We start from the raw sequence: 13,046 nt of genomic DNA, 5'->3' as shown, positions 1-13,046 counted from the left end.
GGGCGGAGCGCGTCCCGGGCCCCGGGCCGGGACGCGCTCCGCGGCTCACCGGAGGTGCCGGGCGAAGAACCGGTTCCCCTCCTCCCCCTCGAACGACGGGACGCCGGTGTGCCCGCCGGTGTTGGCGTGCAGCGTCTTCTCGCGCGAGCCGAACGCGTCGAACAGGTCGAGGGCCGCCTGCCGGTCGTTGCCCTCGTCGTCCCACTGCAGCAGGACCAGCAGCGGCACGCCGACCTGCCGGGCCTCGTCGACGGTCCGGCGGGGGACGTGGCTGCCGGCGAACAGCAGCGCCGCCGCGATCCGCGGCTCGACCAGCGCCAGCCGGACGCCGATCGCGATCACCCCGCCCGCGTACCCGACCGGCCCCCTGGTCCCGGGCAGGCGCAGCAGGGCGTCCAGGGCGGCCCGCCACTCCGGCACCGCCGCGTCGACCAGCGGGAGCACGAGCCGGTCGACGATTCCGTCGTCGACCCGCTCGCCGGCGCCCAAGCACCGGTGCAGGTCGGCGCGGGCCTCCTCGACGGCGGGGAGCCGGGGGCGGTCGCCGCTCCCGGGCAGCTCCAGGGTGGCCGCGGCAAAGCCCGCCGCCACCGTGGCCCGGGCCCGGGCGAGCAGCCTCGGGTACATCCGTTCCAGCCCGCCGGGGTGGCCGAGCAGGACCAGCGGGACGGGCGTGGACGCGTCCGCCAGCGTCCAGAGGATGCCGGGCACCGCGCCCAGGGTGAGACGGCGCTCGACGACGTGGTCGTCGACGGGCCGTACAGAGGTGAACTGCATGGTCGTGCCTCTCCGGAGGTGCTCGCGAACGGCACTCCCGGACGACCTACCGGCCCGACCGCGACCCCAGAGGGGAGCGCCCCTGTCCCTGCATCCACGGCGCCCACCTCCTCAGTTCCCCGCACGGCCGCCGGCACCGTACCGACGGACCGGCGGGCCCGTCGAACGAGTTCTACAGCGGGTCGAGCAGGCGCTGCAGGAACTGCCGGGTGCGGGCCTCGCGCGGCTCGACGAGCACCTCGGACGGCGGCCCGTGCTCCACCACGACCCCGCCGTCGAGGAACAGGACCTGGTCGGCGACCTGCCGGGCGAACCGCATCTCGTGGGTGACCACGACCATGGTCCAGCCCTCGGCGGCCAGCGACTGCATCACCTGCAGCACCTCACCGACCAGCTCCGGGTCCAGGGCGCTGGTCGGCTCGTCGAACAGCACCACCTCCGGCCGGGTGGCCAGCGCGCGGGCGATGCCGACGCGCTGCTGCTGCCCGCCCGACAGCTGGACCGGGAACGAGCCGGCCTTGTCGGCCAGCCCCACCCGGGCGAGCAGCGCGCGGGCCTCCTCCTCCGCCTCGGCCCGCGGCCGGCCCTGCGCGAACACCGGCCCGGAGATCACGTTGTCCAGCACGGTGAGGTGCGGGAAGAGGTTGTGCGCCTGGAAGACCATCCCGCTCTGGCCGCGCAGCCGGGCCACCGCGCGGGTGTCCGGCCGGGTCGCCCAGTCCAGCTCGACGCCGCCGATCCGCACCGTGCCGGCCTCGGGCTGCTCCAGGCCGTTGAGGCTGCGCAGCACCGTCGTCTTGCCCGAGCCCGACGGGCCGATCAGGCAGGTGACCGACCCGGCCGGGACGGCGACGTCGATGCCGCGCAGCACCCGGTTGTCGCCGAAGGACTTGACCAGCCCGCGGGCCTCCAGCAGGGGGGCGCTCATGCGGCCACGTGCCGGGACAGCCGGGTCTCCAGCCGGGTCTGGCCGAAGGACAGCACGAGGCACACCACCCAGTAGTAGACGGCGGCGACGCCGTAGAGCGTGAAGTACTCGAACGTCTGCCCCGCGATGATCTGGGCCTGGCGCAGCAGCTCGGTGACCAGGACGACCGCGACGAGCGAGGTGTCCTTGACCAGCGAGATGAGCGTGTTGCTCAGGGACGGGACGGCGATCCGGGCGGCCTGGGGCAGCACCACCCGGCGCAGCGTGGTCACCCGGCTCATCCCGACCGTCATCGCGGCCTCCCACTGCCCGCGCGGCACCGCGAGGATGGCGCCGCGCACCGCTTCCGAGGCGTAGGCCCCGACGTTGAGCGACAGCCCGAGGATCGCGCTCGGCCACGGGGACAGGGTGACGCCGAGGGACGGCAGTCCGAAGAAGATGATGAACAGCTGGAGCAGCAGCGGCGTGCCGCGGATGACCGAGACGTAGAACCGGGCGGGCGCCGAGATCAGCCGGTTGCCCGACAACCGCATGAGCGCGACGAGCACGGCGAGGGCCAGCCCCAGCGCGAAGCTCACCGCCGTCAGCGGCAGCGTGCCCCGCAGCAGCTCCCGGCCCAGCGGCCAGAGGCTGCTGCGGACGAGGTCCCAGTCGATCGCGCTCACTCCGCGCTGACGTCCTCGCCGAAGTACTTCTCCGACAGCTTCGCCAGCGTCCCGTCGTCCTTGAGCTCCTTTAGGGCGCCGTCCACCTGGGTCTGCAGGTCGGCCTCGTCCTTGCGGAAGGTGAGTGCCGACTCGCTCTTGTCGCCGACCTCGGCGGCGACCTTCACGTCCTTGTCACCGGTGGTCTTCTGGTACTCCAGGAAGGCCAGGCTGTCGTTGACGGTGACGTCGACGCGCGACTGCTTGAGCAGCGTGATCGCCTGGGTGAAGCCCTCGACGGCCTCGATCTTCGCGCCGGCGTCCGTGGCGACCTGCGCGAAGTTGCTGGTGGTCGACTGCGCGCTGGTCTTGCCCTCGATGTCGGCCAGCGAGCTGACGCTGTCGTCGTCGGCCCGGGTGATGACCACGCCGTTCGAGTAGGTGTAGGGCGTCGAGAACAGGTACTTCGCCTGGCGCTCGGGGTTGACGCCGATCTGGTTGGCGATGACGTCGTACCGCTTGGCCTCGAGGCCGGCGAAGATCGCGTCGAACTGCGTCTCGCTGAACTCGACCTTCTTGCCCAGCTGCTTGCCGACGGCCCGCGCCACCTCGACGTCGTAACCGGTGAGCTCGTTGCTCTTCGGGTCGTGGAACGAGAAGGGCGAGTAGGTGCCCTCGGTGGCGACGCGCAGCACGTCGCCGGAGCCGCTCCCGCTGCCGCCCTCCGCGTCGTCGGAGCTGCCGCCACCGCAGGCGGTCAGCACGAGGGCGGTGGCGAGGGCGGCGGTCAGGGACAGGCGGGTGCGCACGGTGGTCTCCGGGTTCAGGTGGTCGCTGCAGCGGTCGGGGCCGGCAGGGCGGAGCACCTGCCGGCAGGATGAACCGCTGCCACCCCCGAGCATTCCGCCGCGTGACCGGGCGCACAAATCAGCGGGCCGGCCGTGCGGCTCCCGGGGCCGCTCCGCCGCGCCGGAGCAGTCTTGACCGGGTCAAGGGGGGCTCGCCAGGATGCGGCTGTGCCGGATGCCGCCGACCTCGAACGTGCGCTGCGTGGTGCAGGGCTGCGCGTCACCCGGCCGCGCCTGGCGGTGCTGGACGTCGTCCACGCGCAGCCGCACGTCGACACCGACACGGTGATCGATGCCGCCCGGGCCCGCATCGGCGCGGTGTCGCACCAGGCCGTCTACGACGTCCTGCGGGTGCTGACCGACACCGGGCTCGTCCGGCGCATCCAGCCGCAGGGCTCCGTGGCGCGCTACGAGGCCCGCGTCGGCGACAACCACCACCACCTGGTCTGCCGGTCGTGCGGCACCGTCACCGACGTCGACTGCGCCACCGGCACCGCACCCTGCCTGACCCCGTCGGCCGACGGCGGCTTCGTGGTCGACGAGGCCGAGGTCCTCTACTGGGGGCGCTGCCCGTCCTGTGCCGCAGGACCCTCCCCCGCACTCCCCGACCGCCCCGCAGCACAGAGAGGCACACCGTGACCAACGAGGTCGACAAGGTCCAGACGCAGAGCACCAGCGAGAGCGAGAACCCGGCGATCCCGTCGCCGACGGCGCACACCGACCAGCGACCCCGCAGCAACCGGGACTGGTGGCCGAACCAGGTCGACCTGTCGGTCCTGAACAAACCGTCCCGGGACTCCGACCCGCTCGGCGCGGACTTCGACTACAAGAGCGCGGTCGCCCGGCTCGACGTCGCGCAGGTCAAGCGCGACCTCGTGGAGCTCATGCACACGTCGCAGGACTGGTGGCCGGCCGACTGGGGCCACTACGGTCCGCTGTTCATCCGGATGTCCTGGCACGCGGCCGGCACCTACCGCATCGCCGACGGCCGCGGCAGCGGCAACACCGGCGCGCAGCGTTTCGCCCCGCTCAACAGCTGGCCGGACAACGCCAGCCTGGACAAGGCGCGCCGCCTGCTGCTGCCGGTCAAGCAGAAGTACGGCCGCTCGCTGTCGTGGGCGGACCTGCTGCTGCTCGCCGGCAACGTCGCGCACGACGACATGGGGCTGAAGACGTTCGGCTTCGCGTTCGGCCGCGAGGACACCTGGCAGCCGCAGGAGGTCTTCTGGGGTCCGGAGGACACCTGGCTCGGCGACGAGCGCTACGCCGGTGACGACCCGCTGGACCTCGACGAGGGCCACCTCGCGGCCGTGACCATGGGGCTGATCTACGTCAACCCCGAGGGCCCGAAGGGCCAGCCCGACCCGATGGGCTCGGCGCACGACATCAAGGTCACCTTCCGCCGCATGGGCATGACCGACGAGGAGACCGTCGCCCTCGTCGCCGGCGGCCACACCTTCGGCAAGACCCACGGGAACGGCAACCCGGAACTCCTGGGACCGGAGCCCGAGGGCTGCCCGGTGCACGGCAACGGCCTGGGCTGGGCCAACCCGAACGGCACCGGCAAGGGTGCGGACACCATCACCAGCGGTCTCGAGGGCGCCTGGACGCCGACGCCGACCCAGTGGGACAACAGCTACTTCGAGACGCTCTTCAGCTACGACTGGGAACTGGTCGAGAGCCCGGCCGGCGCCAAGCAGTGGCAGCCGAGCAACCCCGAGGCCCAGGAGCTGGTGGCCGACGCGCACATCGAGGGCAAGCGGAACCCGCCGATGATGTCGACGGCCGACATGGCGCTCAAGGTCGACCCGGAGCTGCGCGCCATCTCCGAGCGCTACTACAACGACCCCGAGCACTTCGCCGACCAGTACGCCCGCGCCTGGTTCAAGCTGCTGCACCGCGACATGGGCCCCAGGAGCCGCTACCTCGGCCCGGACGTGCCCGGCGAGGAGCTGCTCTGGCAGGACCCGGTGCCGGCCGTGGACCACGAGCTGGTGGGTGAGGCGGAGATCGCCGACCTCAAGGCGCGCGTGCTCTCCACCGGCCTGACCGTCCCGCAGCTGGTGCACACGGCCTGGTCCGCGGCCGCGTCCTACCGGGGCACGGACATGCGCGGCGGGGCCAACGGCGGCCGGCTGCGCCTCGAGCCGCAGATCGGCTGGGCGGCCAACGCCGGCGTCCAGGACGTGCTGCCGGTCCTGGAGCGGGTGAAGGCGGAGTTCGAGCAGCAGACGGGCAAGCGGGTCTCGCTCGCCGACCTGATCGTGCTGGCCGGCAGCGCCGCGGTGGAGAAGGCCGCGGCGGACGCCGGCGTGCCGGTGACCGTGCCGTTCCACCCGGGCCGCACCGACGCGTCGCAGGAGCAGACCGACGTCGACGGCTTCCGCTGGCTCGAGCCGCGGGCCGACGGCTTCCGCAACTGGATCGCGCCGGGCAGCAAGCTCGGCCCCGAGACGCTGCTGGTCGACCGGGCGTACATGCTCGAGCTCACCGCCAAGGAGATGACCCTGCTGGTGGGCGGCCTGCGCGTGCTGGGTGCGAACACCGGCGGCGTGCCGCACGGCGTCTTCACCGACCGCCCGGGCGTGCTGTCGCAGGACTTCTTCCGCAACCTGCTCGACCTGGGCATCTCCTGGCGCACCTCGGCGGACACCGAGGGCGTCTACGAGGGGGTGGGCGCCGACGGCACCGTCGTGCGCACCGCGACCGCCGCCGACCTGGTGTTCGGCTCGAACTCGATCCTCCGCGGCATCGTCGAGGTCTACTCGGCCGACGACGCGAAGGAAGCCTTCGTCCGCGACTTCGTCGCGGCGTGGGTCAAGGTGATGGAGCTCGACCGCTTCGACCTGCGGTAGGCACTCCCCTGGTGGCCCCGGTCCGCACGCGGGCCGGGGCCACCAGGCGTCGTCCTCGGTGCCGCGGGTGCGACGGACCGGCCTCGCCTCCTGCCCGGGGCGGTCAGTGCGCGCCGGCTCCGGCCGCCCGCACCAGCGCGGCCACCAGCTCGTCCGCGTGGGACAGGAACGGCGAGTGGTCGGAGTCCAGCTCGGCCAGGACGGGGGCGCCGGCCTCCCGGGCCATCCGCCGCTGCAGGGCCGGCGGGATGGCGCGGTCGCGGCTGGTCAGGACGTAGGAGCAGGGCACCGGCAGCCCGCCGTCGGGGAGCTCGACCGGCGTGACGAACGGCAGCACCGGCTGCGGACCGATCTGCCGCAGCGCGCGCTCCGCGGCAGCGTCGTCGCAGTCCTCGAAGAAGACCTCCCGGGCGGCCGCCGGGGGCATCACCGCGACCGGCGGCTCCCCGTCGACCACCATGTTCGCCTGCACACCGTCACCGGCGCCCTCGGGCAGCTGGGTCAGGTCCACGAGGCTCTGGCCGTTCCCCGGCGCGAACGCCGCGACGTAGACCAGGGCGGCGATCGCCTCGGGGCAGCGGGCGGCGGCCTGGGTGGCCGCCACTCCCCCCATGCTGTGGGCGACCAGGACCGCGGGCTCCGCCGCGGTCCGCAGCGCCTGGCAGACCCGCTCCGCGTAGCGCTCGAGGGTGACCTCGGCGACGGGTGTCCCGTCCGCTCCGGAGCCCGGCAGGTCCACCGCCTCCGCCTGGTGCCCCTGGGCTCGCAACGCCGCGATGACGTCGTCCCAGCACCAGGCACCGTGGAACGCGCCGTGCACGAACAGGAATCGGTTCACGTGGACGATCTCCTCCGCTGAGCTGGCAGGAAGATCATCAGATCACGTCAGTGGCGGGACGCGGGCACGGTGCGCACCGCGAGCCCGGGACTTCGACCTGCGGCAGGCACCCGTCCGCCGGAAGACCCTGTCGCCCCGGTCGTCCCCGCACTACGGTCGCGCGATGGCGGACGACGTCGCGTTCACCGGCTCGGTGCCGGAGCTCTACGACCGCGTGATGGTGCCGTTGGTCTTCCGCGAGCCGGCGGCCTCCCTGGCGCGGCGGGTCGCGTCGCTGACGCCGAACGACATCGTCGAGACGGCTGCCGGGACAGGGGCCCTCACCGCGGCCCTGCTCGACGCCTGCCCGGGTGCCGAGGTGCTGGCGACGGACCTCAACAGCCCGATGCTCGACCGCGCCGAGCGGTGGCTGGCGGACCGCGGCCGGGTGCGGTTCCGGCAGGCCGACGCGCTCGACCTCCCCGTGGCCGACGCGTCGTGCGACGTCGTGGTCTGCCAGTTCGGCGTCATGTTCTTCCCCGACCGGGTCCTCGGCCACCGGGAGGCGCACCGCGTGCTGCGGCCCGGCGGGTCCCTCCTCTTCTCCGTCTGGGACTCGCTCGCGACCAACGACTTCGCCCGGGTGGTGGACGCTGCGGTGCAGGAGCTGGCCGGGGACGACTCCCTCGACTTCATGGGCCGGCTCCCCCACGGCTACCACGACCCGGCCCGCATCGAGGACGACGTGGCCCGGGCCGGCTTCACCGCCGTGGCGATCGAGCGCGTCAGCGGCACGAGCACCGCCGACGTCCACGACATCGCTGCCGGGTACTGCCAGGGCACGCCGCTGCGCGCTGCGATCGAGGCCCATCCGAGGGTCTCCCCGGCCGAGGCGACGCGGGTGGCGGAGGAGGCACTGCGCCGGGAGTTCGGAGCCGGTGTGCTCACCGGCCGCACCGGCTGGTTCGAGGTCGCGGCCCGGGCCGGCTGACCGGCCACCACCCGCGCCACCCGCGGTTCCGAGCACCTGCGGCGGGGCAGGGCAAGCTGACCCCGTGCAGCACATCGGGATCGACCTCGCCTGGGGGCTCAGGCAACCCACCGGCCTCGCCGTGCTGGACGACGCCGGCCGGCTGGTGCACGTCAGCGCGGTGCGCACCGACGACGAGATCGAGACCGCGCTGGCCCCGTTCACCGCCGGCCCGTGCATCGTGGCGATCGACGCCCCCCTGGTGGTCACCAACGCCACCGGGAACCGGGCCGCCGAGCGGGCGCTCAACGCCGACTTCGCCAGGTTCGAGGCCGGGGCGCACCCGACGAACACCGGCAAGGCCGAGTTCGCCGACGGCGACACCCGCGGCGGGCGGATCGGCCGGCGCCTGAAGCTGGACCTCGACCCACGCTCGGGCCGCGACCGCCGGGCGATCGAGGTCTACCCGCACGCGGCGACGGTGGCGCTGTTCCGGCTGGGCCGCACGCTGAAGTACAAGAACAAGCCGGGCCGGACGCTCGAGCAGATGCGCGCGGAGCTGCTCCTGCTGGTCGACCTGCTGGGTGCGGTGGTCGAGCTCGAGCTCGGCGCACCCTTCGCCGCGCTGCGCGAGCAGGTGCTCACCGCCTCCCGCAAGAGCGAGCTGCGGGTGGCCGAGGACAAGGTCGACGCCGTGGTGTGCGCCTACGTGGGGTGGATCGCCGCCCGGCGCCCGGACGAGGTGACCACCTACGGCGACGCGGCCGGCGGCGCCATCGTGACCCCGACCCTGCCGCCGGGCCTGCAGCCGGGCCCCCGGGTCGCCGCCCTCCGGCCCGACCCGGTGCAGCAGGCCATCCAGGCGTACGCCGACGGTCGGCCCGAGACCCTGGTCGCCGGGGAGAAGGCGCTGGCGTTCGTCACCGGGTTGCTCGACGACGCCGGGATCAACTACCTGTCGGTGACCGGGCGGACCAAGACGATCGCCTCGTTCGCGGAGAAGGCGGCTCGCGTGGTCGACGGCGTGCCTGCCTATCCCGACCCGGCGCGGGACATCACCGACCAGATCGGCGTGCGGGTGATCACCTACGTGCAGAGCGACGTGGAGGCGGTCGCCGAGCTCCTCGCCCAGCAGGTGCGGGTGATCGACGACCGCGACATGGGGCGGCGGACCGCGCAGCAGGGCCGCTTCGGTTACTCCAGCCGCCACCTCCTGATCGGCGTGGACCCGGGGCAGGCGGCCGAGCTGCCGGAGCTGGTCGGACGCGTGGTGCAGGTGCAGGTGCGCACGGTGCTGCAGCACGCGTGGGCCGAGTTCGAGCACGACATCCGCTACAAGGGCACGGTGCCGGACGAGCACGCCTCCGAGTTCGACCGCCGGTTCACCCTGGCCGCCGGGTTGCTGGAGCTGGCCGATCAGGAGTTCACCGCGATCCGCGAGCGCCTCCGGGCCCCTGCCCCCGGCGACGAGACCGACGACCCCGACCCCGACGACCCCCGGATCGCGCCGCGGGAGCTGGCCGCGTTCCTGGCCGGGCAGTACGCCGACGCCGGCTGGTCGCGCCCGGACCACTACACCTGGATCTCCGGCCTGCTGCTCGAACTCGGCGTGACCAGCCTGGTGGAGCTGGGCGAGGTGCTGCGCGGCGTCGACGACAGCGGCATCACCGCCCGGATGGACTACCGCTACCCCCCGGGGGCCGTGCGCCGGCTCGACGACACGCTGCTGGCCGGCTTCGGGCAGCGGTACGTGGACCTGCACGGCAACGCCGACCGGCGGACCGCGCTGGCCACCCGGCTGCAGCGGCTCGCCGGCGGCTGACCGGCAGGACCGGCCGGGACGACGTCCGGTGGCGACCAGGTGGTCGTGCCGTCGGTGACCTCGGCGGCGAGGGCGTCGCGCGACCACCGCGCCGTCCGGCTCACGCCGAGGCTCGTCCCACCTCACCCCCGCGAGGGCTAACCGACCGATCGGTTTGTTGTGCCGACCGGACGGTATACCGTGATGACGTGACCACCACTCCCCCGGCCGGCACCGAGTCCTCCCAGGCCGGCGCAGCGACCGCCGCGACGGGCCGGGCGGGGAAACGCGCCTGGCTGTCGTTGATCGTGCTGACGCTGGCCGTCGTCCTCCTGGCCGTCGACGGCACGGTGCTGGCGCTGGCGATCCCCGAGCTGACGGCCGACCTGGCCCCCAGCGGCACGCAGGTCCTGTGGACGGGCGACATCTACTCGTTCATGATCGCCGGGCTCCTGGTCACCATGGGCAACGTCGCCGACCGCATCGGGCGCAAGCGCCTGCTGCTCATCGGCAGCGTGGGCTTCGGCCTGAGCAGCGCCGTGGGGGCCTTCGCCACCACTCCCGAGCTGCTCATCGCCGCCCGGGCCCTGCTCGGCTTCTTCGGGGCGATGATCATGCCCTCGACCCTGTCGATCCTCCGCAACCTCTTCGACGACCCGCGCCAGCGGGCCACCGCCATCGCGGTCTGGGCCGCCGGCGCCACGGGGGGCGCGGCCATCGGCCCGCTGATCGGTGGCGTCCTGCTGGAGCACTTCTGGTGGGGCTCGGTCTTCCTGCTCAACGTGCCGATCATGCTGCTCGTGCTGATCGCAGGTCTGGCCCTGCTGCCCGAGTCGCGCAATCCGGCGGGCAACCGCATCGACCTGCTCTCGGCGCTGCTGTCGGTGCTGGCGATCGTGCCGGTCGTGTACGCCGTCAAGCACGTCGCCGGCAGCGGGCTGGACACCTCGGTCCTGCTGGGCGCACTGATCGGGCTGGGCGCCGGCACCGTGTTCGTCCGCCGCCAGCGGCGCCTGACCCACCCGCTGGTGGACGTCTCCCTGTTCCGGGTGCCGGCCTTCGCCGGTGCGGTGGTCGCCGAGACCATCGCGATCTTCGCCTTCATCGGCCTGCTGTTCTTCTTCTCCCAGTACCTGCAGCTCGTGCGTGGGCTCAGCCCCCTGCAGGCAGGCCTGGTCGAGCTGCCCGCCACGCTGGCCGCGATGGTGGTGATCGCCGTCGCCGGCACGGTGCTGGGCCGGCTGGGGCGGGGGCGCGCGATCGCCGTCGGCATGCTCGTCTCCGCGCTCGGGCTCGGCCTGCTCGCCGCCGCGGAGGCCACCCCCGGCTACTGGCTGCTGTGCGCGGCGATCGCGGTCTGCGGCCTCGGCGCCGGTCTGTCCACGACCCTGGCCACCGACGCCGTCGTCAGCGCCGTGCCCAAGGAGCGCGCCGGAGCGGCCTCGTCGGTCTCGGAGACCGCCTACGAACTCGGCGTCGCCCTCGGCATCGCCGTCCTCGGGTCCCTCCAGGTCGCCCTGTACCGCAACCGGCTCGAGCTGCCCGAGGACGTGCCCGCCGGCCTGCGTGCACCCGTCGAGGACTCCCTGGCCGGGGCCGCAGCCGTCCTGCACGACGCCGGCTCCGCCGCGGCTGACATCATGGACGCCGCCCGGCATGCGTTCACCCAGGCCATGCAGGTCACGTCCGTGGTCGCGGCGCTGCTGCTGGTGGTGGCAGCGGCGATCGCTCGGCGGACCATCCCCTCAGCGGTCGACAGGGAGCCCGCCCCATGACCACCACCGGCGACCGAGCCCCTGGCCGTGACCAGCCGGCGACCCGCGACCGGGACCGCACCCGCCGCGCGCTGCTGGCGGCCACCGAGCAGCTGCTGCACGAACGGGGCACCGGGTTCAGCCTGGCCGACGTCGCCACTCGCGCCGAGGTCTCCAAGGGCGGCCTGCTCCACCACTTCCCCACCCGCGAGGCGCTGGTCATCGCCGTGGTCGAGGCCGGGCTGGCCAGGTTCCGCGACGAGGTCATGCGGCACGTCGACCTGGCCGAGAACCGAGCGGGCAAGGTGTTGCGCGGTTACGTGCGGGCGCTGTGCGGCAGCAGCGCGGAGGCAGTGGCCACCTTCGCCCCCTCGGCCTGGCACGGCGTGGACGCCGTCGCCGAGGTCGCCGCGCTGCTGCACGCCGACGCCGACCGCTGGCGCGAGACCTTCGCCCGTGACGGCATCGCGCCGGAGCGGTCGCTGGTCGTGCAGTTCGCCGCCGAGGGTGTCGCCGCCGCCATCGCCCTGGGCGCCTACATCAACGACGCCGAGGTCGACCTCGCCCGCACGAGCCTCCTCGCCCTCGCCGAGCCGTGAGCTGACCCCCCACGGGTCGCAGGGGCCTCCCCTACTCGCCGGGGCCTCGACCGCCGCCGTGCCCTAGGTTCCGACCATGCGTGCTGTGCAGATCACCCGCTTCGGCGGCCCCGAGGTCATGGACGTCGTCGACCTGCCCGACCCGGTGCCCGCCGACGGCGAGACGCTGTTCGACATCTCCTCCGCGGGCGTCAACTACGCCGACACCCACCAGACCGAGAACTCCTACCTGGCGCCGCAGGAGCTGCCGCTGGTGCCGGGCGCGGAGTTCGTCGGGACGCCGGCCGGCGGCGGGCCGCGGGTGGTCGGCCTGCTCCCCGGCGGCGGCTACGCGCAGCAGGTCGCCACGCACCCGCGGCTGACCTGGGAGCTGCCCGACGCGGTCACCGACGCGCAGGCGCTCAACCTCGTGCTGCAGGGCACCACCGCCTGGCACCTGCTGCGCACCAGCGCCCACCTGGCGGCCGGCGAGTCCGTCGTGGTGGTCGCGGGCGCCGGCGGGGTCGGGTCGCTCGCCGTCCAGCTGGCCAGGCGCTGGGGCGCCGGCCGGGTCATCGCCACCGCCTCCAGCCCGGACAAGCGGGCCCTGGCCGAGCAGCTCGGCGCCGACGCCACCGTCGACCCGGCGCTGGCCGAGGACGACCCGAAGACCTTCACCGCCGCGCTGCGCGAGGCCAACGGCGGCAGGCGCGTCGACGTCGTCCTGGAGATGACCGGCGGGCACGTCTTCGACGGCGCGTTCTCCGCGCTCGCCCCGTTCGGCCGGCTGGTCGCCTACGGCACCGCCGGGCGGGTCCCGCCCAAGCCGGTCAACCCGCAGGCGCTGATGGGCACCAGCCGGGCGGTCATCGGCTTCTGGCTGGCGCACTGCTTCCGCCGTCCGGAGATGCTCGACGCCGCCATGGCCGACCTGCTCGCGCTCACCGCGGCCGGCGAGCTGCGGCCGGTCGACGGCGGCCGCTACCCGCTGACCGCCGTCCGCGAGGCGCACCAGGACCTGCTGGCCCGCCGCACCACCGGCAAGCTCACCCTCGACCCGACCCGCTGAGGTGG

12 protein-coding genes are annotated in these 13,046 nt (G+C 73.8%); 7 read left to right on the top strand and 5 right to left on the bottom strand.

From position 1 onward, the window contains the following. Positions 1 to 45 precede the first annotated feature (45 nt). The 4 genes from AB0J00_RS07865 to AB0J00_RS07850 form a co-directional block, all read right to left on the bottom strand. The gene (locus AB0J00_RS07865) at positions 46 to 777 is read right to left on the bottom strand and encodes a hypothetical protein (RefSeq protein WP_357742642.1); all 732 of its coding nucleotides are present in this window, start codon (positions 775 to 777) and stop codon (positions 46 to 48) included. A gap of 172 nt (positions 778 to 949) precedes the next feature. Next, positions 950 to 1,705 carry an amino acid ABC transporter ATP-binding protein gene (locus tag AB0J00_RS07860; protein WP_357742640.1) on the bottom strand — a complete coding sequence of 252 codons (756 nt, stop codon included), beginning with the start codon at positions 1,703 to 1,705 and terminating at the stop codon, positions 950 to 952. Continuing rightward, a complete protein-coding gene (locus AB0J00_RS07855) occupies positions 1,702 to 2,370 on the bottom strand; it encodes an amino acid ABC transporter permease (protein ID WP_357742637.1) in 669 nt (222 codons plus the stop codon). The genes AB0J00_RS07860 and AB0J00_RS07855 overlap by 4 nt, the downstream gene beginning before the upstream one ends. Next, entirely contained in the window at positions 2,367 to 3,215 is an 849-nt protein-coding gene (locus tag AB0J00_RS07850; RefSeq protein ID WP_357742634.1) for an amino acid ABC transporter substrate-binding protein, read from the bottom strand. Before AB0J00_RS07850 ends, AB0J00_RS07855 begins: the two co-directional genes overlap by 4 nt. A 150-nt stretch (positions 3,216 to 3,365) precedes the next feature. On the opposite strand from AB0J00_RS07850, the gene AB0J00_RS07845 reads away from it, so the two are divergent. Both AB0J00_RS07845 and katG read left to right on the top strand, forming a co-directional pair. Further along, entirely contained in the window at positions 3,366 to 3,836 is a 471-nt protein-coding gene (locus AB0J00_RS07845) for a Fur family transcriptional regulator (RefSeq protein ID WP_357742631.1), read from the top strand. After that, a complete protein-coding gene (gene katG / locus AB0J00_RS07840) occupies positions 3,833 to 6,052 on the top strand; it encodes a catalase/peroxidase HPI (RefSeq protein ID WP_357742629.1) in 2,220 nt (739 codons plus the stop codon). The genes AB0J00_RS07845 and katG overlap by 4 nt, the downstream gene beginning before the upstream one ends. Before the next feature lie 103 nt (positions 6,053 to 6,155). Here katG and AB0J00_RS07835 read toward each other — a convergent pair whose 3' ends face one another. Then, the gene (locus tag AB0J00_RS07835) at positions 6,156 to 6,890 is read right to left on the bottom strand and encodes an alpha/beta fold hydrolase (RefSeq protein ID WP_357742626.1); all 735 of its coding nucleotides are present in this window, start codon (positions 6,888 to 6,890) and stop codon (positions 6,156 to 6,158) included. Between the two features lie 163 nt (positions 6,891 to 7,053). On the opposite strand from AB0J00_RS07835, the gene AB0J00_RS07830 reads away from it, so the two are divergent. The 5 genes from AB0J00_RS07830 to AB0J00_RS07810 all read left to right on the top strand — a co-directional run bounded on the left by AB0J00_RS07830 (position 7,054) and on the right by AB0J00_RS07810 (position 13,041). Continuing rightward, the gene (locus AB0J00_RS07830) at positions 7,054 to 7,860 is read left to right on the top strand and encodes a class I SAM-dependent methyltransferase (protein WP_357742623.1); all 807 of its coding nucleotides are present in this window, start codon (positions 7,054 to 7,056) and stop codon (positions 7,858 to 7,860) included. Positions 7,861 to 7,924: 64 nt separating this feature from the next. Next, on the top strand, positions 7,925 to 9,661 hold the full coding sequence (locus AB0J00_RS07825; RefSeq protein WP_357742621.1) for a DUF429 domain-containing protein: 1,737 nt from the start codon (positions 7,925 to 7,927) through the stop codon (positions 9,659 to 9,661). A gap of 188 nt (positions 9,662 to 9,849) precedes the next feature. Next, positions 9,850 to 11,415 carry an MFS transporter gene (locus AB0J00_RS07820; protein WP_357742618.1) on the top strand — a complete coding sequence of 522 codons (1,566 nt, stop codon included), beginning with the start codon at positions 9,850 to 9,852 and terminating at the stop codon, positions 11,413 to 11,415. Then, on the top strand, positions 11,412 to 11,993 hold the full coding sequence (locus tag AB0J00_RS07815) for a helix-turn-helix domain-containing protein (RefSeq protein WP_357742616.1): 582 nt from the start codon (positions 11,412 to 11,414) through the stop codon (positions 11,991 to 11,993). Before AB0J00_RS07820 ends, AB0J00_RS07815 begins: the two co-directional genes overlap by 4 nt. A gap of 76 nt (positions 11,994 to 12,069) precedes the next feature. Further along, positions 12,070 to 13,041 carry a zinc-binding dehydrogenase gene (locus tag AB0J00_RS07810; protein ID WP_357742613.1) on the top strand — a complete coding sequence of 324 codons (972 nt, stop codon included), beginning with the start codon at positions 12,070 to 12,072 and terminating at the stop codon, positions 13,039 to 13,041. The last annotated feature ends 5 nt before the right edge of the window (positions 13,042 to 13,046 follow it).

This window comes from Modestobacter sp. NPDC049651 (assembly GCF_040659695.1).
GTDB lineage: Bacteria > Actinomycetota > Actinomycetes > Mycobacteriales > Geodermatophilaceae > Modestobacter.
The sequence above is the reverse complement of the archived record's forward strand: the minus strand, read 5'-3'. Positions and strand labels throughout refer to the sequence as shown.